Genomic DNA, 25,848 nt, shown 5'->3' with positions numbered 1-25,848 from the left:
GCGGGGCAGGGCTCACTGAACGCTGCGCAGGCCTTCCTCACGTACGTCCTGAACGCCCTGGCGGGCATCCTGCACGGCCTTCTGGGCTTTGGCTGCCTGGGCCTTGCGTTCGGCGAGGCGTGCATCCCACTCGGCCTGTTGGGCCAGGCGCTTGGCCTCGTCGTACTTCTTGTCGTGCATGGCGATTTCGGCTTGCTTGAACTTGTCCTGAGCCGCTTTCATTTCAACGGCAGCGAACTCGGTACCGCCAGCGCTGACGGCGGAGTTCACGGCGGACTGGGTGACGGCATACTGCTCGGTGGGCGGATTGCCCGCACAGCCGGCCAGGACCAGGCTACTGCCCAGCGCCAGCGCGGCCAGCTTGAACCCGCGCACATGAGTGGATGACAGTTTGCTAGTGCGGGTCTTCATGGTGGTCAGCTCCATTGGATCACTCCTGATAACGACGATGTCCGTAGCAGTCCATCGCTCAATCCCTGACATAACCGCGCGCTTCAGTTCAACGGTGCACGAGGGCAGTGTGCAGGGTTTTAGCGTGATGGCTATTGGCTCCGACTCGAAGGTTTTTCGAATAGTTCAGAAAAAAGCGCCGTGATCGGATAACTATTTCTGACTGATCGGTCAGTGCGATTTGCCTGGAACTTTCCCAGGCTGGAGCGGTATTCCGGGCCTTGAGCAGGCCCGGAATGCTGGCGCGCAGGATTATTTGTCGCTGTCGACTGTCGCGTTGCTCAAGTTGTGCAGGTGCTGGCGCGACAGGGAGAGAAAGCGCGGCGTAGGACCAACGTCTTCGTACAACGGGTCGCCTTCTTCGTCGGTGGCGATGACCTGGCGACCCTGTACATAGGGGAAGCTGGCTTCCAGTTCTTCAAGGGCGGCGGCGACCAGTTCGCCGAGCAGTTCTTCGGCGGTGCGCTTGGGGTACATGTCGATCAGCGCGGCCAGGCGCGCTTCGGACTCCAGGTCCAGGTGCAGGACATGACCGGTACGGCTGAGGGTGCCGGCGGCATTCTGTTCCCAATGCTGGGCGAGTTCACGGATTTTCATGATGACCTCTGTTGACGCCTGGAAAGGCTGCACTGCATGGGAGTGCTGTGCTTTCACTTTAGTTTGGTTTGGCCGATCACGGCTTGCCATCGTCGCCCGGCTGTGGGCACTCTTGGGGGATACCGCTCGCTCCTGCACAGGGCGCGCTGAGGCTGATAGGGATGCAACGGAGAGGGCGCCAATGACCGATATCGATGTGCGTTTGCGTGAAGATGTCCATGTGTTGGGTGAGCTGCTTGGCGAAACCATTCGCCAGCAGCATGGCGATGCGTTCCTGCAGAAAATCGAGGACATCCGCCACAGTGCCAAGGCCGACCGTCGCGGCCCGGGTGAGCAGCTGAGCTCGACCCTGGCGGACCTGGCCGAAGAAGACCTGCTGCCCGTAGCGAGGGCCTTCAACCAGTTCCTCAACCTGGCCAACATGGCCGAGCAGTACCAGTTGATCCGCCGCCGCGACGCCGACCAGCCCGAGCCATTCGAAGCGCAGGTACTGCCCGAGCTGCTGGGGCGCTTGAAGCAGGCAGGCCACAGCAACGATGCCCTGGCCCGGCAACTGGCCAAGCTCGATATCCAGTTGGTGCTCACCGCACACCCCACCGAAGTGGCCCGTCGCACGCTGATCCAGAAGTACGACGCGATCGCCGGCCAACTGGCCGCACAGGACCATCGTGACCTGACTCCGGCAGAACGCCAGCAAGTGCGCGAACGCCTGCGCCGGCTGATCGCCGAGGCTTGGCACACCGAGGAAATCCGCCGTACCCGGCCTACGCCGGTAGACGAAGCCAAGTGGGGTTTCGCAGTGATCGAGCATTCACTGTGGCATGCCATCCCCAGCCACCTGCGCAAGGTCGACAAGGCCCTGCTGGAGGCCACTGGCCTGCGCCTGCCGCTGGAGGCCGCGCCGATCCGCTTTGCCTCGTGGATGGGTGGGGACCGTGATGGCAACCCCAATGTGACGGCTGCCGTCACCCGCGAAGTACTCCTGCTGGCGCGCTGGATGGCCGCCGACCTGTTCCTGCGCGACATTGATGCACTGGCCGCCGAGTTGTCCATGCAGCAGGCCAACGACACCCTGCGCAAGCAGGTTGGCGACAGCGCCGAACCCTACCGCGCAGTGCTCAAGCAACTGCGCGACCGCCTGCGTGCGACACGCGCATGGGCGCATTCGGCCTTGACCAGCAACCAACCGGCCGGTGCCGACGTGCTGGTGGACAACCGCGAGCTGATCGCGCCGCTGGAGCTGTGCTACCAGTCACTGCACGAATGCGGCATGGGCGTGATCGCCGAGGGGCCGCTGCTTGACTGCCTGCGTCGTGCGGTGACCTTCGGCCTGTTCCTGGGCCGCCTGGACGTACGCCAGGACGCTGCCCGCCACCGTGATGCGCTGACCGAGATTACCGATTACCTGGGCCTGGGGCGTTACGCCGACTGGGATGAGGAGCAGCGCATCGCGTTCCTCCAGGCCGAGCTGAAAAACCGCCGGCCCCTGCTGCCTGCGCATTTCAAGCCGCAAGCGGACACCGCCGAAGTGCTGGCGACCTGCAGGGAAGTGGCCGCTGCGCCGGCCGCCTCGCTGGGGTCTTACGTCATCTCCATGGCCGGTTCCGCCTCGGATGTACTGGCGGTGCAACTGTTGCTCAAGGAAGCCGGCCTGACCCGCCCCATGCGCGTGGTACCACTGTTCGAGACCCTGGCCGACCTCGACAATGCCGGCCCGGTCATGCAGCGCCTGCTTGGCCTGCCGGGCTACCGCGCGGGCCTGCGCGGCCCGCAGGAAGTGATGATCGGCTACTCCGATTCGGCCAAGGACGCCGGCACCACGGCTGCTGCGTGGGCGCAGTACCGGGCTCAGGAAAACCTGGTGCGCATCTGTGCCGAGCATCAGGTCGAGCTGCTGCTGTTCCACGGCCGTGGCGGTACGGTCGGGCGAGGCGGCGGTCCGGCCCATGCCGCGATCCTGTCGCAGCCACCGGGTTCGGTGGCGGGGCGTTTCCGCACCACCGAGCAGGGTGAAATGATCCGCTTCAAGTTCGGCTTGCCGGGCATTGCCGAGCAAAACCTCAACCTGTACCTGGCTGCCGTGCTTGAAGCCACGCTGTTGCCACCACCGCCCCCGCAGCCGGCCTGGCGTGAAGTGATGGACCAGTTGGCCGCCGATGGTGTCCAGGCCTACCGCAGCGTGGTACGGGAGAATCCCGATTTCGTCGAGTACTTCCGTCAGTCGACGCCAGAACAGGAACTGGGGCGCCTGCCGTTGGGCAGCCGCCCGGCAAAACGTCGCGCCGGGGGCATCGAAAGCCTGCGCGCCATCCCGTGGATCTTCGGCTGGACCCAGACCCGGCTGATGCTGCCGGCCTGGCTGGGCTGGGAAACGGCGCTGACCAATGCCTTGGCCCGAGGTCAGGGTGAGTTGCTGGCACAGATGCGCGAGCAATGGCCGTTCTTCCGCACCCGCATCGACATGCTGGAAATGGTGCTGGCCAAGGCCGATGCGCAAATTGCCGAGGCCTACGACGAACGTCTGGTGCAACCGCACCTGCGTCCTTTAGGTGCGCACCTGCGCGACCTATTGTCGCAGTCATGCCGGGTGGTGCTGGGCCTGACCGGGCAGCCGGTGCTACTGGCGCACAGCCCCGAGACACTGGAATTCATTAGCCTGCGCAATACCTATCTGGACCCGTTGCACCGCCTGCAGGCAGAGTTGCTGGCCCGCTCGCGCAGCCGCGAAGCCGCTCTGGACAGCCCGTTGGAGCAGGCCTTGCTGGTGACCGTGGCGGGTATTGCCGCCGGGCTGCGCAACACCGGCTAAGGGCAAGCCCGGGTCATGTCTGGCGCGTGCCATGCAGGGCCGGCACTATGACGGGGAGGGTGGTTGCGCCTGGCGCAACCGCCTGCCCGGTCAGCCGCAAGTGGCGCATTCCTGCAACTTTGGGACGCTTGTCTGGCTGCCGGGCGCTGTGTATCTTGAGCAGCCTTCTGACCGATTTATGGTCATACCCGATTTTCCGGACTTGGCCCTGGTCGCCGAATCCATTGAATTTCATAAAAAAATTTGAGGAGCACGAGATGCGCGTAATTCTGCTGGGAGCTCCCGGGGCCGGTAAAGGTACTCAGGCAAAGTTCATCACCGAAAAGTTCGGTATTCCACAGATCTCCACCGGTGACATGCTGCGTGCCGCCGTCAAGGCTGGCACCCCGCTGGGCCTGGAGCTGAAGAAAGTCATGGATGCCGGCCAGCTGGTCTCCGACGAGTTGATCATCAGCCTGGTGAAGGAGCGCATCGCTCAGCCTGATTGCGCCAACGGCTGCCTGTTCGACGGCTTCCCACGCACCATCCCGCAGGCCGAAGCCATGGTCGCTGCCGGTGTCGACATCGATGCCGTGGTCGAAATTGCCGTGGACGACGAAGAAATCGTCGGCCGCATGGCTGGCCGCCGCGTGCACCTGGCCTCGGGCCGTACCTACCACATTCAGTACAACCCGCCGAAAGTGGAAGGCAAGGACGACGAGACCGGTGAAGACCTGATCCAGCGTGACGACGACAAGGAAGAAACCGTTCGCCATCGCCTGTCGGTCTATCACAGCCAGACCAAGCCGCTGGTGGATTTCTACCAGAAGCTGTCGGCTGCCAATGGCGGCAAGCCGAAGTACAGCCACATCGAAGGTGTCGGCTCGGTTGAAGCCATCACCGCCAAGGTCCTGGCAGCCCTGAGCTGATCCGGCGCCTGACGCACCTCGACAACGGCCCGCTTGCGGGCCGTTGTCGTTTGTAGGCCGCACAGCGCCCCCTCAGGACACAACGCCGCTGCTGCTCTATACTGCCGCTCTTTTTCATTCGCACCTGGATACCCGTTCGATGACCACCCTGCTGGCCCTGGATACCGCCACCGAAGCCTGTTCCGTCGCGCTGCTGCATGACGGCAAGGTGACCAGCCACTACGAGGTGATCCCGCGCATGCATGCCCAGAAGCTGCTGCCGATGATCAAGCAACTGCTGGCCGACTCTGGCGTGGCACTGAATGCGCTGGATGCCATTGCCTTTGGCCGTGGCCCGGGCGCGTTCACCGGCGTTCGTATTGCCATCGGTGTTGTGCAAGGCCTGGCCTTCGCCCTCGAACGCCCGGTGCTGCCGGTGTCCAACCTGGCCGCTTTGGCCCAGGGTGCATTGCGCGAGCAGGGCGTGCAGCAGGTGGCCGCTGCCATCGATGCGCGCATGGATGAAGTTTACTGGGGCTGCTACCAGGCCACGGCGGGCGAAATGTGCCTGGTCGGCCGTGAAGCCGTATTGCCGCCCGAGCAGGTGGCGCTGCCGGCAGGCAGCAATGGCGAGTGGTTCGGTGCCGGTACCGGGTGGGGCTATGCCGAGCGCCTGGCGGTACAGGTGGCGGCGAGCAACCCGGCTGCCTTGCCCAATGCTCTGGACATTCTCAGCCTGGCCACCTTTGCCTGGGCCCGTGGCGAGGCAATTGTCGCCGAGCAGGCGCAACCGGTTTATCTGCGCGATAATGTAGCCACGCCCAAGAAGCACTGAGTGCTGTTCGTCGGTTATCGCCGAACACGCTAAAACCTTTTGCGCGATCTGTGGTCCAGTTATCACTCAAGCATTAGCGACGGAACCCTGATGCTGCTAAATTGCCATCATTGGTCCTGAGTGCTCATGCCATGCGTATCGACGGTTTCTCATCGCAGTCCTACCCGCTCAAGCGCACCTCGCGCAAAGCAGCGGTGCGTGACGAGGCCATCGACGATGCCGAGGTGATCGAGGAGGCAGAAGCCGCCCCGCAGGAAGCCACCGCCCGCCGCCCTGGTGGTGGCATGCCAGCCCGCCAGCAGGATATGGTTTTCCCTCGCGCCCGTGACCGCCGCACCGCCACCGCACTGGCCAGCTACCTGAGCACTGCCGGCTTTACTGACTGGGACATGGAAGTACTGGGGCTCGACCTGTACATTTGATGGATGAATCCCTCACCACTGCCTTACTTTCTCGGTTGCCCGTCGTGGAGCGAAAACGCCTGGCGCGACTACCTGTACCCCGCTGACGCCAACAGTAATCAAATGCTTGGCTTCTACAGCCAGGTGTTCAACGCCGTCGAAGGCAACACCACTTTCTACGCACGTCCCGCTCCCGGCACCATTGCCCGCTGGGCGCAGGTCATGCCCGAGCACTTTCGCTTCACTGCCAAGTTTCCGCGGGATGTCAGCCATGAGGGCGACCTGCGTGACCAGCTTGAACCTGCCTTCGACTTCACTCGGCTGATGGCCCCGCTGGGCCAGCGCGTATCACCCTACTGGTTGCAGTTGCCGGCCCAGTTCGGCCCGGCGCGCCTGGGTGAGCTTTGTCACTTCCTCGATCAGATCGCCGTGCCCGTGGCTGTGGAAGTGCGCAACCAGGCCTTTTTTGCCAAGGGTGAGGAAGAACGCCTGCTCAATCGCCTGCTGCACGAGCGCGGTGTGGAGCGTATCTGCCTCGACCCGCGTGCGCTGTTCAGTTGTACCTCGCGCGACCCTGCCGTGCTGCATGCGCAGTCGAAGAAGCCCAAGGTGCCTCCGCGGCCGGCAGCCTTCAGCCAGCACCCGCAGGTTCGCTTCATTGGCCATCCTGAACTGGAGGCCAATCACACCTTCCTTAGCCCTTGGGTAGAAAAAGTCGCCGCCTGGATCGAAGAAGGCCGCAATCCCTATATCTTCCTGCACACCTCGGACAATCGCCAGGCTGCGGCGCTGGCCCAGCGTTTCCATCAACGCCTGATGGCACGCTTGCCGGGCCTGGCACCTTTGCCGGAATTGCCGCGCGCCCCTGAGGTCGAACAATTGGGGCTACTCTGACCTTTCCCTGACTGCCGGAGGTTGAACCATGGATGTGCAAACCCTGCGAGCTGAGGCCTTCAAGGCGTTACACGAGCGCGACGGCGCGTTCGTCATCCCCAACCCGTGGGATGCCGGCTCCGCCAAGTTGCTCGCCAGCCTGGGTTTCGAGGCGCTGGCTACCACCAGTGCAGGCCTGGCCTTCAGCCTGGGCCGGCCAGACGCCGAAGGCGCCTTGAGCCTGGACGATACACTGGACAATGCCGGCGAGATCGTCGATGCCACCGCGCTGCCGGTGGCCGCCGATCTGGAAAACGGTTTTGGCGACTTGCCCGAAGACTGTGCCCAGACCATTCTGCGTGCCGCCGAAATTGGCCTGGTGGGCGGCTCCATCGAAGATGCCAGTGGCCGCAGTGATGCGCCCATCTATGACTTCGGGTTGGCTGTGGAGCGCGTGCGCGCCGCTGTGCAGGCTGCGCGAAGCCTGCCATTCCCGTTCACCTTGTGCGCCCGGGCAGAAAACCTGCTGCACGGACGCATGGACCTCGACGACACCATCCTGCGCCTGCAAGCCTATGCCGAAGCCGGTGCCGACGTGCTCTACGCGCCTGGGTTGCGCACCGTGGAGGAAGTCCGTGCCGTGGTGCAGGCAGTCGCACCGCGTCCTGTGAATGTGCTGATGGGCATGGCGGGCGTGCCGCTGAGCGTCAACCAGTTGCAGGACCTGGGCGTGCGCCGCGTCAGCGTTGGCTCGTCGCTGGCCCGTGCTGCACTCGGGGCCTTCTACCGGGCGGCGCAGGAAATTCGCGATGAGGGCACGTTCGGCTACGGTGAGCAGGCAATGCCGTTTGCCCAGCTGAACGACCTGTTCCGCCGCTGATGAGGGCATTGCTGGCGCTACTGGCCGGCCTGCTGACGGTGGCCGGCCTGGCCTGGCACTTCGGCTGGCGCCTGCCTGTCACATGGAACCCCTGGGCGCCGCTGGACGTACGCCAGCCGCCCAACCTGCTGACCCCCTACAAACTGTCGCGCCTACGCGATGACCCAACGCTGTGCCGGCAGGCGCTGGAAACCAGCCACCTGCGTTACCGGGCACAAGCCGAGAGCCCGGCGTCGGCCAACTGCCCGCTGCAGAACGTATGGCGCATCGAGGGCGGCCAGGCGCGGCTGAGCAGCAGCTTTCTGGCCAGTTGCCCGTTGGCGGTGGCCTATGCACTGTTCGAAAACCATGGCTTGCAGCCGGCGGCGCAGGAAGTGTTTGGGCAACCGGTGACGCAGGTCGATCACCTGGGCAGCTTTGCCTGCCGCAACGTCTACCACCGCAAGCAGGCCCGTTTGAGCCAGCACGCCACGGCCAATGCGCTGGACATCAGCGGTTTTCGCCTGAAGGACGGCCAGCGCATTATCCTGGCGCGTGACTGGCAGGCGGGCGGGCAGAAGGCGGAATTCTTGCGTCAGGTGCAGCAGGCCGCTTGCGAGAGCTTCAGCACGGTACTGGGGCCGGATTACAACGCTGCGCACCGCAACCACTTTCACCTGGACATGGGGCGCTGGCAGATCTGTCGTTAGCCTCAGGCGTACGCGCGCACGTTGTTCAGCACCACTGGGCGCGCCCAGTGGATGTCGAACGCCAGGTCATTCTGCTGCTTGGCCAGGGTGGCGTCGTCGAACGGTTCCGGGGCCGGGTCCAGCAGGTTGCTTTCCAGCTCGGCGATGGGCAGGAACAGTGACCGTGGCGTGGGGCCAGGGCCGGGTTCGGCGATCGGCTGACCCTGGTTCATCACCACCGGGCGCAGCCAGCTGTTGTTGATGTCGAGCTGGCGCTGTTGCTCGATCAGTTCCATGGCGCTGAACGGCTCGGGGGCGGGCGGCAGCAGCTTGGCTTCAAGTTCGGCCTTGGGCAGAAACAACGGTTCGGGTGGCGCCACGATGGTGTCGTGCACCGGGCAGGCGCGCTGGGCGTCGATCAAGGCCAGTGCACGGGCGCCGCCGATGGGTTCGCCGCTGTCCTGGTCGTATTGCACGAACGACTGGCTGACGCCGTCTACGGGCTCTTCCTGCTGCTCGGCCATGGCCCGGGCAAAGAAATCCTGCCACAGGTGGCTGACGCCCCCGAGTGCCTGGGTGTTGTGCTGACTGTAGTTGCCGACGGGCGACAAATAGGTCAAGCCGATGGGAAGAGTATCTGACATGGCAGTCGTGCGCGCTGTGCTCTGGCAGAATAGCGGGATATTGCCTGTATCGGCCGTGGCTGCCGATTCATTAAGGGCTTGGTTTGATTTTTCGGGTGTGAACGATGGAAGAGCAAGGCACGGGTATCAGGGTCGAGGCGATGACAGCTGAGTATGCGCAACAGGCCACGGCGTGGGCTGAACGCCTGGGCCTGCCGCTGCAGGACGATACCGCTGCTTTCGCGGTGCAGGTGGGCGCCGATGGCTTGCAGATTCAGCAACTTGGCCCGCAGGCGCCTGGGCCGGTGCGTGTGGACTTCGTCGAAGGCCAGGCTGCGCATCGCCGCCAGTTTGGCGGCGGCAACGGGCAGATGATCGCCAAGGCCGTGGGCATTGCCCAAGGTATCCGGCCGCAGGTGCTGGATGCCACGGCGGGGCTGGGCAAGGACGCGTTCGTGCTGGCCAGCCTTGGCTGCCAGATGACCCTGATCGAGCGCCAGCCGCTGATTGCCGCGCTGCTGGAGGACGGCCTGGCGCGGGCGCGAGCGGATGAAGAAGTGGGCCCGATTGTCGGGCGCATGCGCCTGCTGACCGGCAACGCCATCGAGCGCATGCGCGCCTGGGAAGGAGAGGCGCCGCAGGTGATCTACCTCGACCCGATGTTCCCGCACCGCGACAAGAGCGCCCTGGTGAAAAAGGAAATGCGTGTGTTCCGGCCTTTGGTGGGCGATGACCTGGATGCCCCGGCGCTGCTTGAAGCCGCCCTGGCGCTGGCCAGCCACCGGGTGGTGGTGAAGCGCCCGCGCAAGGCACCGATCATCGACGGGCCGAAGCCGAGCCACAGCCTGGAAGGCAAGTCGAGCCGGTATGACATTTATCCGAAGAAGGCGTTGAAAGCCTGACGTTTGTGTGGCCTGCCCAGGCCTCTTCGCGGGTAAGCTCGCGAAGAGGCCTGCAAAGATATCCAGGTATCAGGGTTTGAATGCCTTCAAGAACACCCCCACCACCTCGCGCACATGCGCCTCGGCTTCATCGCCTTCCAGCGGCCCCGCACATCCCAGTAGCAAGCGGTAATCCGGTGCCCCTTTGACCAGGCAGAAGAAGTGCTCCGCGGCGCGCAGCGGGTTGTCGATGCGCAGCAGCCCGCGCTCATGTGCCCCACGCAGTAGCGCTTCCATGCCTGCGAGCACGCGCTTGGGCCCGGCCTCGTAGAAGTACTCGCCAAAACTCGGGTCCAGGCTGCCCTGGGCCATGATCAGGCGGCTGAGCTTGATCGCTTCGTCACTGCTGATAAGCGCCTGGAAGTTGCGGGCAATCGTCAGCAGCACTTCTTCCACCGGTACCCCCTCGGGATACTCGAACAGCAGGTCAGGCAACTGGATCTGGCAGGTGGCCATGACCGCCGAACAGAACAATGTCTGTTTGTCGGTGAAGTGGCTGTACACGGTGAGCTTTGAAACACCTGCCGCCGCAGCGACCGCATCCATGCTGGTGTTGGCGTAGCCAAGGCTGAGGAACAGGGCCTTGGCCGCTTCAAGGATCGCCTCGCGCTTGGCCAGGTCCTTGGGCCGGCCTGGGCCGATGGGTGCGTCGTTGAGCATTGTGGTCTGCATCTGGTTTAAGAATCCCCATCTTAACGGGTCAGCCGCGATACGGCTAAACCTAGCTCACATTTACCTGCGGCCTGCCAGCGCTCAGTTGATCGACAGGGTGGGCGTTCAGCCGCCGCTTGATCTCACAGGCGCCAGAGGGCTCCAGCCAGGTCGTCGAAAAGCCAGCGCATGCCCTTCCCGGCATCGTTGCGCTGATTTAATATACCAGCCAGTACAAATATTAAATGTGCACTCCGCGAAAGGATTCATCATGTTGCGCCATGCCTTGTCCATCGCTCTGCCCGCCGCTGCTGCCCTGCTTCTGGCGGCGTGTGGCCAGGAAGCTGCCCCACCCGCCGCGCCGCGCCCGGCGCTGGTGGTGCAGCCACAGCCGGCCGAAGCCGCTGCCGACAGTTACCCCGGCGAAGTGCGCGCGCGCTTCGAGCCGGAGCTGGCCTTCCGCATTGGCGGCAAGGTCAGCAAGCGCCTGGTGGAGGAGGGGCAGCGGGTCAAGGCCGACCAGCCGCTGGCCGAGCTGGACCCGCAGGACGTGCGCCTGCAACTTGAAGCCAATCGCGCCCAGCTGGCGGCTGCCGAGGCCAACCTGGCATTGGTGCGCGCCGAGCGCGACCGCTACCAGAAGCTGCTGGAACGGCAGATGGTCAGCCACTCCCAGTTCGACAACGCCGAAAACCTTTACCGTGCAGGCCTTGCCCGTCTGAAGCAGGCCAAGGCCGAGTTCGATGTGGCGGGCAACCAGGCCGAATATGCCGTATTGCGTGCGCCGCAGGCCGGGGTGATCGCCAAGCGCCAGGTTGAAGTGGGCCAGGTGGTCGCCGCCGGGCAGACCGTGTTCACCCTTGCCGCCGATGGCGAGCGAGAAGTGGCCATCGGCCTGCCGGAGCAGCAGTTTGCCCGCTTCGCTGTGGGCCAACCGGTGAGCGTGGAGCTGTGGTCGCACCCGCAGGCGCGTTTCCAGGGGCGCATTCGCGAGCTGTCACCGGCCGCCGACCCGCGCTCGCGCACGTTCGCGGCGCGCATCGCCTTCACCACGGCCGCCGTACCGGCCGAGCTGGGCCAGAGCGCCCGGGTGTTCATCGCCAAGGACGGGCTGATCCCGCTGGCGGTACCGCTGTCGGCAGTGACTGCGGAAAACGGTCAGGCCTATGTCTGGCGGGTGAACAAGGAAAGCCGCCTGGAGCGGGCGACCGTGCGCCTGGGGGCTTATGGCAGCGACAGCGTGCCGGTGCTCGAAGGCCTGGACCCGGGTGACTGGGTGGTTGCCGCTGGTGGCCATGTACTGCGCGAGGGCCAGGAGGTACGCCCCGTGGACCGCAGCAACCGTGTAGTGAACCTGACGGCCAAGGAGTAAGTCCCGATGGGTTTCAACCTTTCTGCCTGGGCGCTGCGCAACCGCCAGATCGTCCTGTTCCTGATGATCCTGCTGGCCGCCATTGGCGCCATGTCGTACACCAAACTTGGCCAGAGCGAGGACCCGCCATTCACCTTCAAGGCCATGGTCATCCGCACCCTGTGGCCAGGCGCCAGCGCTGAAGAAGTGGCGCGGCAGGTGACCGAGCGCATCGAGAAGAAGCTGATGGAAACCGGTGAGTACGAGAGAATCGTCTCGTTCTCTCGCCCCGGCGAATCGCAGGTTACTTTCATGGCCCGCGACTCGCTGCACTCCAAGGACATCCCCGAGTTGTGGTACCAGATCCGCAAGAAGGTTGCGGACATTCGCCACACCTTGCCGCCGGAGATCCAGGGCCCGTTCTTCAACGACGAGTTCGGCACCACCTTCGGCAACATCTATGCGCTGACTGGCGAAGGCTTTGACTATGCGGTGCTCAAGGACTACGCCGACCGTATCCAGATCCAGCTGCAGCGGGTCAAGGATGTGGGCAAGGTCGAGCTGATCGGCCTGCAGGACGAGAAAGTCTGGATCGAGCTGTCCAACCTCAAGTTGGCCACCCTCGGCGTGCCCCTGGAAGCCGTGCAGAAGGCGTTGCAAGAGCAGAACGCGGTGAGCACCGCCGGTTTCTTCGAGACGCCCAGCGAGCGCTTGCAACTGCGCGTGAGCGGGCGTTTCGACAGTGTCGAGCAGATCCGCCAGTTCCCCATTCGCGTGGGTGATCGCACCTTCCGGATTGGTGATGTCGCCGAGGTGCACCGTGGCTTCAACGACCCACCTGCACCGCGCATGCGCTTCATGGGCGAGGATGCCATTGGCCTGGCGGTGTCGATGAAAGACGGTGGCGACATCCTGGTACTGGGCAAGGCCCTGGAAGGCGAGTTCGAGCGCCTGGCGCATAACCTGCCTGCCGGCATGGCGCTGCGCAAGGTTTCGGATCAGCCGGCGGCGGTGAAGGCCGGCGTGGGCGAGTTCGTGCAGGTGCTGGTCGAGGCGTTGATCATTGTGCTGCTGGTGAGCTTCTTCTCGCTGGGCCTGCGCACTGGCCTGGTGGTGGCGCTGGCCATTCCGCTGGTGTTGGCCATGACCTTTGCCGCCATGCACTACTTCGGCATCGGCCTGCACAAGATTTCCCTTGGCGCGCTGGTGCTGGCCCTGGGCTTGCTGGTGGACGACGCGATCATTGCCGTGGAGATGATGGCGATCAAGATGGAGCAGGGCTATGACCGCCTCAAGGCAGCCAGCTATGCCTGGACGAGTACGGCCTTCCCGATGCTCACCGGTACGCTGATCACGGCAGCAGGCTTTCTGCCGATTGCCACCGCGGCCTCCAGCACGGGCGAATACACCCGGTCGATCTTCCAGGTGGTCACCATCGCTTTGCTGACCTCTTGGGTGGCGGCCGTGGTGTTCGTGCCTTACCTGGGCGAGCGCCTGCTACCCGACCTGGCCAAGCTGCATGCGGCGCGTCATGGCAAGGACGGCCATGCACCAGACCCATACGCCACCCCGTTCTACCAGCGCGTGCGACGGCTGGTGGAGTGGTGCGTACGGCGGCGCAAGACGGTAATTCTGCTGACCATCGCTGCCTTTGTCGGCAGCATCCTGCTGTTCCGCTTCGTACCCCAGCAGTTCTTCCCGGCTTCCGGGCGCCCGGAGCTGATGGTTGACCTGAAGCTGGCCGAAGGTGCCTCGCTGGCCAATACCGCCGAGCGGGTCAAGCAGCTGGAGGGGCTGCTCAAGCAGCAGGACGGTATCGACAACTACGTGGCCTATGTGGGCACCGGTTCGCCGCGCTTCTACCTGCCGCTGGACCAGCAACTGCCGGCAGCCAGCTTTGCCCAGTTCGTGGTGCTGGCCAAGTCGATGGAAGACCGCGAGCGCCTGCGCAGTTGGCTGATCAGCACTGTGGACCAGCAGTTCCCCGACCTGCGTGCCCGGGTCACGCGCCTGGAAAACGGCCCGCCTGTGGGCTACCCGGTGCAGTTCCGGGTCACTGGCGAGCATATCGAGAAGGCCCGTGCACTGGCCCGTGAAGTGGCGGACAAGGTGCGCGAGAACCCGCATGTGGTGAACGTGCACCTGGACTGGGAGGAACCCAGCAAGGCGGTGTTCCTCGAAATCGACCAGGACCGCGCCCGTGCGCTGGGCGTGAGCACTTCGCACCTGGCGAGCTTCCTGCAAAGCTCGCTGATCGGCACCACGGTCAGCCAGTACCGCGAGGACAACGAACTGATCGAGATCCTGCTGCGCGGCACCCTCCAGGAGCGCAGCGAGCTGGGCAACCTGGGTAGCCTGGCATTGCCCACCGACAATGGCCAGAGCGTGGCGCTGTCGCAGGTGGCGACCCTGGAGTACGGCTTTGAAGAAGGCATTATCTGGCACCGCAACCGCTTGCCGACGGTGACCGTGCGTGCCGATATCTACGACCAGGAGCAGCCGGCGACGCTGGTGAAGCAGATTCTGCCGACCCTGCAGGAAATCCGCGCCAAGCTGCCCGATGGCTACCTGCTGGAGGTGGGCGGCACGGTGGAGGACTCCGAACGGGGGCAGAAATCGGTGAATGCCGGCATGCCACTGTTCATTGTGGTAGTCCTGAGCTTGCTGATGATCCAGCTGCGCAGTTTCTCGCGCACGGTGATGGTGTTCCTCACCGCGCCGCTGGGGTTGATCGGTGTGACCCTGTTCCTGCTGGTGTTCCGCCAGCCATTCGGCTTTGTCGCCATGCTTGGCACCATTGCCTTGGCGGGGATGATCATGCGCAACTCGGTGATCCTGGTGGACCAGATCGAGCAGGACATCGCAGCGGGGATGGAGCGCTGGCAGGCGATCATCGAGGCTACGGTGCGGCGCTTCCGGCCGATCGTGCTGACCGCGCTGGCGGCGGTGCTGGCCATGATCCCGTTGTCGCGTAGTGTGTTCTATGGACCGATGGCGGTGGCGATCATGGGTGGGCTGATCGTGGCCACGGTGCTTACACTGCTGTTCCTGCCGGCGTTGTATGCGGCGTGGTTCAGGGTGAAGAAGGGCTGAAGACCGCAGGGGGAGGGCTTGGCCCTCCCTTCGCGGGTGAACCCGCTCCTACGACGGCCTGTGTCCAACCCCGCCGCCGTGTAGGAGCGGGTTTACCCGCGAATACGGTGGCGGCAGCAACGGTGAGCGGCTGGTGAAAATTGGCCAGCAGGCCCGGCCCTTTCGCGGGTGAACCCGCTCCTACAGAGGACCGCGCAGGCTTTTCGATCATTGTAGGAGCGGGTTTACCCGCGAATACGGTGGCGGCAGCAACGGTGAGCGGCTGGTGAAAATTGGCCAGCAGGCCTGGCCCTTTCGCGGGTGAACCCGCTCCTACAGAGGACCGCGCAGGCTTTTCGATCATTGTAGGAGCGGGTTTACCCGCGAATACGGTAGCGGCAGCAACGTTGAACGGCTGGTGAAAATTGGCCAGCAGGCCCGGCCCTTTCGCGGGTGAACCCGCTCCTACAGCGCGCCGAAGACCTTCTTGGCCAGGCTGGTAGCCGCAGCTGCCGGGTTCTGGCGAATGCTCTGCTCCTGCTTGCCGATCATCTCGAACAGGCCATCCAGCGCCTTCTCGGTCACGTAGTTCTCGATATTGGCGTCATCCTTGACCAGCCCCAGGCCTTTGGCCTGGGCGGCGAAGGCATTGTACTGCTGGGCCACGCCAACCTTGTCGGTGGCCTGCTTGACGATTGGCAGGAACTTGGCGCGGATCTGCTCGCGGCTGCTCTTGTTCAGGTACTGGGTGGCCGAGTCGTCACCGCCGCTGAGAATGCCCTTGGCATCGGTCACGCTCATGTTCTTGACGGCATCCACCAGAATCGCCTGGGCCTGCGGCACGGCGGCCTCGGCGGCTTTGTTCATGCTGGTTTCCAGGGCTTCGACCTGTTCACCCTTGCCGAACATCTTCATCGCCTTGGCGGCTTTGCCCAGGTTGCCTGGCAGCTCGATGCGCACGTCCGGATTATTGCTGAAGCCGCCTGGGGTGCTCAGTTGCTTGACGGCCAGTTGCGCACCTTGGGTCAGGGCATCTTTCAGGCCGCCGGTGGCGTCTTTCTGGCTGAGGTCGCCCAGCGACAGGGCCAGGGCGCTGGCCGACAGCAGCAGGCCGGCGCACAGGGTGGTGAAGCGCAGGGAAGTGCGGATCATGAAGCTTTCCTTGTAAACGGATGAGTGCGGGTATCAGCGAACCTGATCTACCTTGATGCGTACCGATTGCGGGTCACTGCCATCAAGCGCGACACCGTGGTGTTCGGTATTGATGAACAGCAACTTGCCATTCAGCTCGATGCGCGCGCTCACCGCATAGCGGTGGCCAGGCTTGACCTGCGCGGGGTCATAGGTGAGATGGAACGGCAGCGGCACGTTGCCTTTGACCGGACCGGCCTGGCGCGCCAGGGTCACGGCAGGGGCGTCCATCAGCGACACATCCTGCAGTTCCACGCTCAGGGTGGCGGCAGGCGGCAGGGCAATGCGCTGCAGGTAGAAGACTTCGCCGTCCAGGCTGGCCTGGTTGGGTGGGGTTTGGCTGGAGCAGGCTGCAAGCAGGGATGCGCAACACAGCATAAAGAGCTTTTTCATGGAATCTCCGGTGTCCTTGGAGCTGGCTTGTGGCCAACCCCACGGACTTTAGCGGATTTTGCCGACCGATGAACCGTTAGAGGGTCGAAGTTTCCAGCCCGTCGTCACGGTGCAGGGCCACCTGGCGGATCGACAGGCGCAGCTCGGCCGACAGTACTCGCTTGGCCACGCCCTCGGCCAGCTCGCCGAGCTTGTCGTGATAACCCAGCTTGCCTTGCGCGTCGGCGTGCAGCACGCCTTGCTGAAGCAAGGTCTGGATGAAGTGGCGGAACAGCGTCTTGTCGAAGAACTCCGGTGCGTTCAGGCCATGCAGGATCGACAGGCGCTGGGCCATCATCACGCACAGGTCTTCCAGCGCTTCGGCGCTCAGGCTGTTCTGCCCGCTGTTGATCAGCAGCGAGGTGGCCATGTAGAAGCGCTGCAGGGTCTGGGTGATGGTGCGGGCGAGCAGGGTCAGCAACACGAACTGCCGCGAGCTGGGCGCCGGGCGCACGTACAGGTCGTTGTCCTGGCGCAGCAGGCCCTGTTCCACCAGCGCGACCAGCCATTGGTCGATGACCTCGTCCAGCTGTTCTGGCGTCCAGCGCAGGAACAGTTCGGCCTGCAGATAGGGATAAAGCGCATGCACATACTGGCCCAGCAGTTGGCGGCTCATGCGGGAACTGCTGAGGAAGAAGCTGGCCAGCAGCGCCGGCAGGGCGAAGATGTGCAGCACGTTGTTGCGGTAGTAGGTCATCAGCACCGCGTTGCCTTCATCCAGGTAGAGGATGCGGCCCAGGGCGTCCTTCTGCTCGGCCACCAGGTTCATGCTGCGCACATGTTCGATCAGTGCCTGGCCGTCGCCCTCGGGCAGGGTGGTGTGCGGCGAGTAGGGCACTTGGCGCAGCAGCGCCAGGTACAGGTCGAGAACGCGGGTCAGGGCGCGCTCGTCCAGGGCAAGGCGGCTGGTCGACAGCAGTGCCAGGGCCACCAGGTTGACCGGGTTGATGGCGGCCGCCTCGTTGAGGTGACGGGCCACGGTTTCTCCAAGGCGGGCGGTGGTGGCGTTGAGCCAATCCGGCCGGTACTGCGGACCGTGATCCTGTTCACGCCAGCCGGGCTGCTGCTGGTCGAGGAAACCAGCCAGGCGGATGGGTTCGCCGAAGTTGACGTAGACCTGGCCAAAGCGCTGCTTGAGTGCACCGAACACCTTGAAGATGTCCAACACCGACTCCTTCTTCTTGCTGGCGCCGCGCAGTTCGCCCAGGTAGGTACGGCCTTCGAGCACGCGTTCGTAGCCGATGTACACCGGCACGAACACGATTGGCGTACGCGACGAGCGCAGGAAGCTGCGCAGGGTAATGGCCAGCATCCCGGTGCGCGGCTGCAACATGCGCCCGGTGCGCGAGCGGCCGCCTTCGACGAAGTACTCGACCGGGAAGCCCTTGGTGTACAGGGTGTGCAGGTACTCGTTGAACACTGCCGTGTAAAGCGGGTTGCCCTTGAACGTGCGGCGCATGAAGAAGGCGCCACCACGGCGTAGCAGGTTACCGACCACAGGCATGTTGAGGTTGATGCCCGCAGCCACGTGCGGCGGGGTGAGGCCGTTGCGGAACAGCAGGTACGACAGCAGCAGGTAGTCGATGTGGCTGCGGTGGCACGGCACGTAGATCACTTCATGGCCAGGGGCGATACCCTGCACCTGTTCGATGTGGTTGACCTTGATGCCGTCGTAGATCTTGTTCCAGAACCAGCTGAGCACCACTTCGAGGAAGCGGATGGCGGTATAGGTGTAGTCCGAGGCTATCTCGTTGCCATAGCGCAGTGCCTGGGCCTCGGCTTTGGCCAGCGGCAGGTTCTCGCGCTGAGCTTCGTCGGCAATCGCCTGGCGCACTTGCGGGGCATGGACCAGGCCTTTGACCAGGGTGCGTCGGTGCGAGATGTCCGGGCCGATGACGGCAGTCTTGAGGTTGCGAAAGTGCACGCGCATCAGGCGCTGGGCCATGCGCACGGTGCGCTCGTGACCTTTGTTGTGCTGCACCAGTTCGCGCAGGTGGATTGGCGCGGAGAACTGTACCCGGGTCTTGCGCCCCAGGATCAGTACGGTCAGCAGCCGGCGCAGGCGCCCGGTTACCGCCCAGCTGTCGGCGAACAGCAGCTTCCAGGGGCTGGACTCGCTGGCCGGGGTCTGGCCCCAGAACACGCTGACAGGAATGATCTGCGCATCTTCTTCGGCATGCTGGCTGACGGCAGCCACCAGGCGCTCGAGCGTGGGCGGGGCGCCGCTTTTGTCCTGGCGGCCGAGCCAGTCCGGGTCGGGGGTCAGGTAGAAGAACGCGGCGGGTTCCTGCAGTGGGCCCACGGCTACCGGCAGCACCGGGCGCGGCAGCCCCGCCTTGGTGCACTCGTGGTCGAGCACGGCCAGGTCGGTGAGCGCGGGCGAGGGCAACGCATAGAACACCGGCCGGCTGCGGTCGAGGTTGAGGGTCATGGAAGACTGGTTGATGGTCTCGGAGCGCACCCACAGGTACAACAGGCGACGCAGGCCGCCGAATATCAGGCGGTGCAGGGGGGAACGGGTCATGGGGTGTGTGCCCTGGGTGTGATGTTCAGGTGAGTATTCTGCTATTTAGTCTGCCGTATCGGCGTAAGTTCAGCAAAATTCGGCCAACGACGGGACCGTCATCAATTTTTTTTGTTCTGTGTCATATACTCGGCCTGCCACTTGCAGGATATTTCAGCAAGCGGCGTTGGCACGGGGCATGTGACCTCGTGCCTGCAAGGCGATCTTCACAATAAAAATCCGGAGTAGTTCAGATGTCGTCTCGTGAGACTGGGAATGTAAAGTGGTTCAACGATGCCAAGGGTTATGGCTTCATTCAGCGCGAAGGTGGTGCGGATGTGTTCGTCCACTATCGGGCGATTCGCGGTGAGGGGCATCGTACCCTGGTCGAAGGGCAGCGGGTGGAGTACGCCTGCGTGCAGGGCCAGAAAGGCCTGCAAGCCGAAGACGTAGTGGGCCTCTGAGCCTCTGGTTTCAAGCCGTAGGAGCGGGCTTGCCCGCGAAGCAGCCACTACGGTGGCTGCCACGGGCGAGGCCCGTGTTCGCGGGTAAGCACGCTCCTACAGAAACGAGCAAGCCTGCCGTTTCATGATGTACGCCAGGTGATTTCCTCTTCACCGTCGGCGCTGATGCGGACCCAGCGGTCAGCATCTTCTTCCCCGTCTTCCTCGACCCAGCCACCCGGCGCGCAGCGCACTTCCACACCCAGCGCGGCAAATGCGGCGCGGGCGCAGGCAACGTCATCGGCCCACGGCGTCTGGTCGCTTTCCAGGTACAGGCTGTTCCATTTCCCTACAGCCTTGGGTAACCAAGTGACCGGAATGTTACCGGCCTGGCATTTGAAGGTATGGCCTTTCTGCTTCCACTCGGTGCACGGGCCGATTGCCTGGGCGAGCCACTCGGCAATCTGCTTGTGGTCGACGTCGGCGTCCTTCAGGTAGATCTCGATATCAGGTTGACGCATAAGGGCTCCGGGTGTGCTCAGTCTTGGCGCACGAAATAGTCATAACGCATGGAAACCGTGACCTCGAACGGCTCGGGCTGGTCGATCACCCGGGCACGTTTTTCGGCGCTGGCGCGCCAGCCGTGTGGGGTCATGGCCAGCAGGTCGGCGCGGGCCTTGGGCGCGGCCAGGCTCAGGCGGAACTCGAGGGTTTCGCTGTGGGCGTGGGCCATGCCTTCAGGGACCAGGGCCAGGTGCTTGTCGTCGGCATAAGGGCGTACTTCATCGTAGAGCACTTCACGCAGTTCCATCAGGTGGCCGCTGGTCGGGCCGACCCGCATCAGGCCGCCGCCGGGGCTGAGCAAGCGCTTGGCCTCGGCCCAGTCCAGCGGGCTGAAAACGCTGGCGATGAACTGGCAGCTGGCGTCGGTCAGCGGCACGCGGGCCATGCTGGCGACCATCCAGGTGACCGCCGGTGCTCGGCGGCAGGCGCGCTTGACCGCTTCGCGGGAGATGTCCAGCGCATAGCCGTCGGCGGCCGGCAAGGCCTGGGCGATCTGTGCGGTGTAGTAACCCTCGCCGCAGCCGATGTCCAGCCAGGCGCCAGGCTGGCGCTCGGCGGCCAGCTCGGCCAGGCGGCGGGCGACTGGCGCGTAATGGCCGGCGTCGAGAAAGTCGCGGCGTGCCTCGACCATCGCCTGGTTGTCACCGGGGGCGCGGCTGTTCTTGTGCTGCACCGGCAGCAGGTTCAGGTAACCCTGGCGGGCGCGGTCGAAGCGGTGGCCGGCCGGGCACACCACACCATTGTCGAGCCGGCTCAGCGGCGCCTGGCAAAGCGGGCAGGCAAGCATCAGGCGAGCAACCGGACCAGGGTCTGGTAGTAGATTTCGGTCAGCAGATCGAGGTCGCTGGCCAGGATCCGCTCGTCAACCTGGTGGATGGTGGCGTTGACCGGGCCGAGTTCGACCACCTGGGTGCCCATGGTTGCGATGAAGCGGCCATCGGAGGTACCGCCGCTGGTGGAGGGCTGGGTATCGCGACCGGTGACGCCCTTGATGCTGGCCGCCACGGCGTCGAGCAGCTCGCCTGGTTCGGTCAGGAACGGCAGGCCCGACAGTGCCCAGTCGACCGACCAGTCCAGTTCATGCTTGTCGAGAATCGCCGACACTCGGGCCTGCAGGCCTTCGACGGTGGACTCGGTAGAGAAGCGGAAGTTGAACAGCGCGGTCAGCTCGCCCGGGACCACGTTGGTGGCGCCGGTGCCGGAATTGAGGTTGGAGATCTGGAAGCTGGTTGGCGGGAAGAACGCATTGCCCTCGTCCCAGTGCTCGGCAGCCAGTTCCGCCAGGGCCGGGGCGGCCAGGTGGATCGGGTTGCGCGCCAGGTGCGGGTAGGCCACATGGCCCTGTTTGCCGCGTATGGTCAGCTTGGCGCCCAGCGAACCGCGGCGACCGTTCTTGACCACGTCACCCAGCAAGGTGGTGCTGGACGGTTCGCCGACGATGCACCAGTCCAGGCGCTCGTTGCGCGCTTTCAGGCGCTCGACCACCGCTTTGGTGCCGTGGTGGGCGGGTCCTTCCTCGTCGCTGGTGATCAGAAACGCGACCTTGCCGCGGTGGTTCGGGTAGTCCTGCACGAAGCGCTCGCTGGCGATGACCATGGACGCCAGGCTGCCCTTCATGTCGGCGGCGCCACGGCCGCAGAGCATGCCGTCGGCGTCGATCAGCGCCTCGAACGGTTCATGCTGCCATTGCTGGACCGGGCCGGTAGGCACCACGTCGGTGTGGCCGGCAAAACACAGTACCGGGCCGTCCTGGCTGCCGTGGGTGGCCCAGAAGTTGTCGACATCTTCAATGCGCATCGGCTCCAGCTGGAAACCGACGGCGCCCAGACGGTTCATCATCTGCGCCTGGCAATCGGCGTCGACGGGGGTGACCGAGGGGCGACGGATCAGGTCGCAGGCCAGTTGAAGGGTAGGCGAGAGCTCGGCAGGGGCCGTCATGGGGGACTCCGGGGCAAGGCAAGGCGGGGAAATCTGAGGGGCGTTATCTTATATCAAATGGTTTCGGGCAGCACGGCCCATTCGCGGGCACGCCCGCTCCCACAGGTACTGCACAGCTCTGAACGCCTGTGCCAAGCCTGTGGGAGCGGGCGTGCCCGCGAATGGGCTGCACAGGTCAGCCCAGGCAACTTCAAGCCTGCTGCGCTTCGGCGGCCTTTTCTGCGGGCTTGGGCAGCGACGACAGGAACGCCATCACCAGCGCTGCTACATAAGGCAACGACTGCACCAGCAGCATCGCCACCCAGAAGCGCATGTCCGAACTCGGCAGCCCCTGCACCAGGTAGATACCCAACGCCGCGCCCCACAGCAGCACCATGATGAACAGCTCTTCACGGGCTTCGGAAATCGCCACCAGCAACCCATGGCTGTCAGCGTTCTTCGGCGTGCGGAAGAACGGCATGCTGCTGGTGAAGAAACCATACAGTACCGCCTTGGCGATGGTGTGCGACAGTGCCAGCCCGGCCAGCGCAGCTGCGAAGGCATCTTTGAGGTTCACCCCCACCGCTCGGCGGTACAGGAAGATGATCTTGCCGACCTTGAAGAAGAACAGCGCCAGCGGCGGGATGGCGAAGATCATCAGGGGCGGATCGACCCGATGCGGCACGATGATCATCGCCGCCGACCACAACAGCGCGCCGATGGTGAAGAAGATGTTCATGCCATCGGCGATCCACGGTAGCCAGCCGGCCAGGAAGTGGTAGCGCTGGCCACGGGTCAGCTGGCTGCCTTTGCCGCGCAGCAGCGCGCCGGCGTGGTGCTTGATGATCTGGATGGCGCCGTAGGCCCAGCGGAAGCGTTGCTTCTTGAAGTCGATGAAGGTGTCGGGCATCAGGCCCTTGCCGTAGCTGTTGTGGGCGTAGGCGGCGGACAGGCCTTTCTCGAACACGCGCAGGCCCAGTTCGGCATCCTCGCAGATGCACCACTCGGCCCAGCCCAGTTCTTCCAGCACACTGCGCCGGGTCATGGTCATGGTGCCGTGCTGGATGATCGCGTCACGGTCGTTGCGGGTGACCATACCGATGTGGAAGAAGCCCTTGTATTCGCTGTAGCACAGCTTCTTGAAGGCGCTTTCGTGCTGGTCGCGGTAATCCTGCGGTGACTGCACCACGGCAATTTTCGGGTCGGCGAAGTGCGGCACCATGTGCTTGAGCCAGTTGCGGTCGACGCAGTAGTCCGAGTCGATTACCGCGATCACTTCGGCGTCCTTTGCCGTGTGCGGGATCAGGTAATTCAGCGCGCCACCCTTGAAGCCGGCCAGTGGCGCGACGTGGAAGAACTTGAAGCGCTCGCCAAGCTTCTCGCAGTGGGCCTTGAGCGGCTCCCACACGGCCGGGTCCTTGGTGTTGTTGTCGATCACCAGCACTTCGTAGTCGGGGTAGTCCAGGGCGGCCAAGGCGTCCAGGGTCTGTTTCACCATCTCAGGTGGCTCGTTGTAGCACGGCACATGCACCGACACCTTGGGCCGGTAGGCACTGTCGGCCTGCACGGGCAGGAACTCGCGGCGGCGCTTGTGTATCCAGACCGCCTCGGCCAGTTCGTGGGCCTCGGTGAGCAGCACGATGAACACGCCCAGCGCGCCGAGGGCCAGCAGCACGCCCACGGTCAGGCTGAACCAGGTGCTGTATTGCTGGCTGTAGTCGTAGGCGATCCACACCAGTACCGACCCGCACAGGAAGGTGATGAACGTCAGGAAGGTACGGCCACGCTGGCGCAGGGCCGAGCCATCGATGAACAGCACCATCAAGGCGATCATTGCCAGCACCACCGACGCCACTGCCAGGGCCCGCCACTGCGGGATCGCCACCACGGGGCCGTCGAAGTTGAACTTCTGCTGGCGCTCGGCGTTGTAGACGCCCCAGTAGGCGCCTACCGAACCTTCGTCGCTGGCCTTCCAGGGTTGGTCATAGGCTTCAATGACAAAGTAGTTGTAGCCACGGCGGTTGAGGGTGTTGACCAGGGTGCGCAAGTAGATGGCCTGGTCGGCCTGTGTGGCATCGGCACCACCGCGCATGCGGCCGTTGCTCGGCCAGCCGACTTCCGACAGCAGCAGGGGTTTGCGCGGGAACTGGTGCTTCAGTTCACGGGCGCGCTCGAGGACGAACTCGACCGAATCCTTCATCGGCACGAACTCCCAGTAGGGCAGGATGTGCGCGGCAATCAGGTCGACGTGCCTGGCCAGCTCAGGATGTTCCTTCCAGATGTGCCATTGTTCACTGGTGGTCACGGGCACCTTCACGGCTGCGCGTACCCGGTCCAGGTATTTGATCAGGTTTTCCGGTGTGACCTCTTCACGGAACAGCGCCTCGTTGCCGACCACCACCCGCACCACGCTGCGCGATGTGTTGGCCAGCTGGATGGCCGTGGCGATTTCGCGCTCGTTGCGCTCCAGGTCCGGGCTGATCCATATCCCCAGCGTCACCCGCAGGCCGAACTCTTCGGCCAGGCGCGGGATGTCGGCCTGGGTGCCTTCCACGGTATAGATACGGATGCTGTCGGTCAGTTTGCTCAGTTGCTCCAGGTCCTGGCGCATTTCGTCGTCAGTGGGGTACTGACCCTTCTGTGGGCTTTCGCCCAGGCGGAACGGCGAATACGAAAAACCAGAGATCTGTTCTGGCCAGGCGGGGGCGGAGACCGGGCGGTTGATCAGTGCCCAGAACCCGGTGAACAGTGCGGCGATGGTCAGCACCACTACCAGGTTCAGGCCGAATTTACGTGAAGACATCGTCGTCCATTCATGTCGAAGTGATAGGACATTAAAGCAGGGTTGGCAGTCTCTTTCCTAACGATGCAGGCCAAGGGTCCACTGGCATATAATGCGCGCCGGTTTTTTGGGGTATGAACATGAGCACAGAAGATCCACGCTTTGCCGGCGTTGCCCGGCTGTATGGCGACCAGGGGCTGCAACGTCTGGGCCAGGCCCATGTGGCTGTGGTCGGTATTGGCGGGGTGGGCTCGTGGGTGGCCGAAGCACTGGCACGCAGCGGCGTGGGCGAGATTACCCTGTTCGACCTGGACGATGTCTGCGTCAGTAACACCAACCGCCAGGCCCATGCGCTGGAAGGGCAGGTGGGGCGGCCCAAGGTCGAGGTCATGGCCGAGCGCCTGCGGGCGATCAACCCGGCGTGCACGGTGCATGCGGTGGCCGACTTCGTCACCCGCGAGACCATGGCCGAGTACATCACCGAGCACCTCGACTGCGTGATCGACTGCATCGACAGCGTCATGGCCAAGGCGGCGTTGATCGCCTGGTGTCGGCGGCGCAAGATTGCCATTGTCACTACCGGTGGCGCGGGCGGGCAGATCGACCCGACGCAGATCCAGATCGCCGACCTGAACAAGACCTTCAACGACCCGTTGGCTTCGCGGGTGCGTTCCACCCTGCGCCGCGACTACAACTTCTCGCGGAATGTCAGCCGCAACTATGGCGTGCCGTGCGTGTTCTCCAGTGAACAGCTGCGTTACCCCAAGGGCGATGGCAGCGTCTGCCTGCAGAAAAGCTTCGTGGGTGAGGGCGTGCGGCTGGACTGCTCGGGTGGCTTTGGTGCAGTGATGATGGTGACCGCGACCTTTGGCATGGTAGCGGCGAGCAAGGCGATAGAAAAACTGGTGGCTGGAGCGCGCCGGCCGTCGGAACGGGTCAAGCCTGAATAGACCGTGTGGGCATCCTCGCGGGCCCGCC

The 25,848-nt window shown here is 64.1% G+C and carries 24 protein-coding genes; 13 read left to right on the top strand and 11 right to left on the bottom strand.

Going from position 1 to position 25,848, the window contains the following annotated elements:
* Positions 1-12 precede the first annotated feature (12 nt).
* Positions 13-426 (bottom strand): DUF4398 domain-containing protein, encoded by a 414-nt coding sequence (locus N5D53_RS15255; protein WP_020190164.1) that lies wholly within the window; start codon positions 424-426, stop codon positions 13-15.
* 276 nt (positions 427-702) lie between these two features.
* A complete protein-coding gene (locus N5D53_RS15250) occupies positions 703-1,047 on the bottom strand; it encodes a hypothetical protein (protein ID WP_021785939.1) in 345 nt (114 codons plus the stop codon).
* 181 nt (positions 1,048-1,228) lie between these two features.
* Here N5D53_RS15250 and ppc point away from each other — a divergent pair, with 181 nt between their 5' ends.
* The 8 genes from ppc to N5D53_RS15210 all read left to right on the top strand — a co-directional run bounded on the left by ppc (position 1,229) and on the right by N5D53_RS15210 (position 8,421).
* Positions 1,229-3,856 carry a phosphoenolpyruvate carboxylase gene (gene ppc / locus N5D53_RS15245; RefSeq protein ID WP_104887127.1) on the top strand — a complete coding sequence of 876 codons (2,628 nt, stop codon included), beginning with the start codon at positions 1,229-1,231 and terminating at the stop codon, positions 3,854-3,856.
* A gap of 31 nt (positions 3,857-3,887) precedes the next feature.
* Positions 3,888-4,103 (top strand): hypothetical protein, encoded by a 216-nt coding sequence (locus N5D53_RS15240; protein WP_104887128.1) that lies wholly within the window; start codon positions 3,888-3,890, stop codon positions 4,101-4,103.
* Between the two features lie 10 nt (positions 4,104-4,113).
* On the top strand, positions 4,114-4,764 hold the full coding sequence (gene adk / locus N5D53_RS15235) for an adenylate kinase (RefSeq protein WP_004575467.1): 651 nt from the start codon (positions 4,114-4,116) through the stop codon (positions 4,762-4,764).
* A gap of 139 nt (positions 4,765-4,903) precedes the next feature.
* Positions 4,904-5,578 carry a tRNA (adenosine(37)-N6)-threonylcarbamoyltransferase complex dimerization subunit type 1 TsaB gene (tsaB, locus tag N5D53_RS15230; RefSeq protein WP_014592162.1) on the top strand — a complete coding sequence of 225 codons (675 nt, stop codon included), beginning with the start codon at positions 4,904-4,906 and terminating at the stop codon, positions 5,576-5,578.
* 131 nt (positions 5,579-5,709) lie between these two features.
* Positions 5,710-6,000, top strand: a complete 291-nt coding sequence (locus N5D53_RS15225) for a hypothetical protein (RefSeq protein ID WP_064491439.1) — start codon at positions 5,710-5,712, stop codon at positions 5,998-6,000.
* Between the two features lie 3 nt (positions 6,001-6,003).
* Positions 6,004-6,873 carry a DUF72 domain-containing protein gene (locus tag N5D53_RS15220; RefSeq protein ID WP_064491438.1) on the top strand — a complete coding sequence of 290 codons (870 nt, stop codon included), beginning with the start codon at positions 6,004-6,006 and terminating at the stop codon, positions 6,871-6,873.
* 28 nt (positions 6,874-6,901) lie between these two features.
* The gene (locus N5D53_RS15215; RefSeq protein ID WP_014592159.1) at positions 6,902-7,732 is read left to right on the top strand and encodes an isocitrate lyase/phosphoenolpyruvate mutase family protein; all 831 of its coding nucleotides are present in this window, start codon (positions 6,902-6,904) and stop codon (positions 7,730-7,732) included.
* The gene (locus tag N5D53_RS15210; RefSeq protein WP_279840518.1) at positions 7,732-8,421 is read left to right on the top strand and encodes an extensin family protein; all 690 of its coding nucleotides are present in this window, start codon (positions 7,732-7,734) and stop codon (positions 8,419-8,421) included. The genes N5D53_RS15215 and N5D53_RS15210 overlap by 1 nt, the downstream gene beginning before the upstream one ends.
* 2 nt (positions 8,422-8,423) lie before the next feature.
* Here the strand turns inward: N5D53_RS15210 and N5D53_RS15205 are convergent, their stop codons facing one another.
* On the bottom strand, positions 8,424-9,044 hold the full coding sequence (locus tag N5D53_RS15205) for a hypothetical protein (protein WP_010952603.1): 621 nt from the start codon (positions 9,042-9,044) through the stop codon (positions 8,424-8,426).
* Positions 9,045-9,148: 104 nt separating this feature from the next.
* Between N5D53_RS15205 and N5D53_RS15200 the strand changes: the two genes are divergently transcribed.
* A complete protein-coding gene (locus N5D53_RS15200; protein ID WP_190870036.1) occupies positions 9,149-9,925 on the top strand; it encodes a class I SAM-dependent methyltransferase in 777 nt (258 codons plus the stop codon).
* A gap of 69 nt (positions 9,926-9,994) precedes the next feature.
* On the opposite strand, the gene N5D53_RS15195 is transcribed toward N5D53_RS15200, so the two are convergent.
* Positions 9,995-10,636 (bottom strand): TetR/AcrR family transcriptional regulator, encoded by a 642-nt coding sequence (locus tag N5D53_RS15195; protein ID WP_190870037.1) that lies wholly within the window; start codon positions 10,634-10,636, stop codon positions 9,995-9,997.
* A 250-nt stretch (positions 10,637-10,886) separates the two neighbouring features.
* On the opposite strand from N5D53_RS15195, the gene N5D53_RS15190 reads away from it, so the two are divergent.
* Positions 10,887-11,987, top strand: a complete 1,101-nt coding sequence (locus N5D53_RS15190) for an efflux RND transporter periplasmic adaptor subunit (protein ID WP_012053558.1) — start codon at positions 10,887-10,889, stop codon at positions 11,985-11,987.
* A 6-nt stretch (positions 11,988-11,993) separates the two neighbouring features.
* Positions 11,994-15,059 (top strand): efflux RND transporter permease subunit, encoded by a 3,066-nt coding sequence (locus N5D53_RS15185; protein WP_190870038.1) that lies wholly within the window; start codon positions 11,994-11,996, stop codon positions 15,057-15,059.
* A 444-nt stretch (positions 15,060-15,503) separates the two neighbouring features.
* On the opposite strand, the gene N5D53_RS15180 is transcribed toward N5D53_RS15185, so the two are convergent.
* The 3 genes from N5D53_RS15180 to plsB form a co-directional block, all read right to left on the bottom strand.
* Positions 15,504-16,190, bottom strand: a complete 687-nt coding sequence (locus tag N5D53_RS15180) for a DUF4197 domain-containing protein (protein WP_003252248.1) — start codon at positions 16,188-16,190, stop codon at positions 15,504-15,506.
* Between the two features lie 33 nt (positions 16,191-16,223).
* A complete protein-coding gene (locus N5D53_RS15175; RefSeq protein WP_003252249.1) occupies positions 16,224-16,622 on the bottom strand; it encodes a YbaY family lipoprotein in 399 nt (132 codons plus the stop codon).
* 76 nt (positions 16,623-16,698) lie between these two features.
* Entirely contained in the window at positions 16,699-19,185 is a 2,487-nt protein-coding gene (gene plsB, locus N5D53_RS15170) for a glycerol-3-phosphate 1-O-acyltransferase PlsB (RefSeq protein WP_180689358.1), read from the bottom strand.
* A gap of 233 nt (positions 19,186-19,418) precedes the next feature.
* Here plsB and N5D53_RS15165 point away from each other — a divergent pair, with 233 nt between their 5' ends.
* Positions 19,419-19,628 carry a cold-shock protein gene (locus tag N5D53_RS15165; protein WP_003252255.1) on the top strand — a complete coding sequence of 70 codons (210 nt, stop codon included), beginning with the start codon at positions 19,419-19,421 and terminating at the stop codon, positions 19,626-19,628.
* A 122-nt stretch (positions 19,629-19,750) separates the two neighbouring features.
* Here N5D53_RS15165 and N5D53_RS15160 read toward each other — a convergent pair whose 3' ends face one another.
* The 4 genes from N5D53_RS15160 to N5D53_RS15145 all read right to left on the bottom strand — a co-directional run bounded on the left by N5D53_RS15160 (position 19,751) and on the right by N5D53_RS15145 (position 24,891).
* Positions 19,751-20,128 carry a hypothetical protein gene (locus N5D53_RS15160; RefSeq protein WP_010952612.1) on the bottom strand — a complete coding sequence of 126 codons (378 nt, stop codon included), beginning with the start codon at positions 20,126-20,128 and terminating at the stop codon, positions 19,751-19,753.
* A gap of 17 nt (positions 20,129-20,145) precedes the next feature.
* Positions 20,146-20,958, bottom strand: coding sequence for a putative RNA methyltransferase (locus tag N5D53_RS15155; RefSeq protein ID WP_190870039.1), 813 nt, complete (start codon positions 20,956-20,958; stop codon positions 20,146-20,148).
* Entirely contained in the window at positions 20,958-22,109 is a 1,152-nt protein-coding gene (gene dapE, locus N5D53_RS15150; RefSeq protein ID WP_004574734.1) for a succinyl-diaminopimelate desuccinylase, read from the bottom strand. Before dapE ends, N5D53_RS15155 begins: the two co-directional genes overlap by 1 nt.
* A gap of 190 nt (positions 22,110-22,299) precedes the next feature.
* On the bottom strand, positions 22,300-24,891 hold the full coding sequence (locus tag N5D53_RS15145) for a glycosyltransferase (protein WP_190870040.1): 2,592 nt from the start codon (positions 24,889-24,891) through the stop codon (positions 22,300-22,302).
* 119 nt (positions 24,892-25,010) lie between these two features.
* Here N5D53_RS15145 and tcdA point away from each other — a divergent pair, with 119 nt between their 5' ends.
* The gene (gene tcdA, locus N5D53_RS15140; RefSeq protein WP_162490563.1) at positions 25,011-25,820 is read left to right on the top strand and encodes a tRNA cyclic N6-threonylcarbamoyladenosine(37) synthase TcdA; all 810 of its coding nucleotides are present in this window, start codon (positions 25,011-25,013) and stop codon (positions 25,818-25,820) included.
* Positions 25,821-25,848: the final 28 nt, after the last annotated feature.

Source organism: Pseudomonas sp. GD03862, assembly GCF_029840855.1.
Taxonomy (GTDB): domain Bacteria; phylum Pseudomonadota; class Gammaproteobacteria; order Pseudomonadales; family Pseudomonadaceae; genus Aquipseudomonas; species Aquipseudomonas alloputida.
The sequence above is the reverse complement of the archived record's forward strand: the minus strand, read 5'-3'. Positions and strand labels throughout refer to the sequence as shown.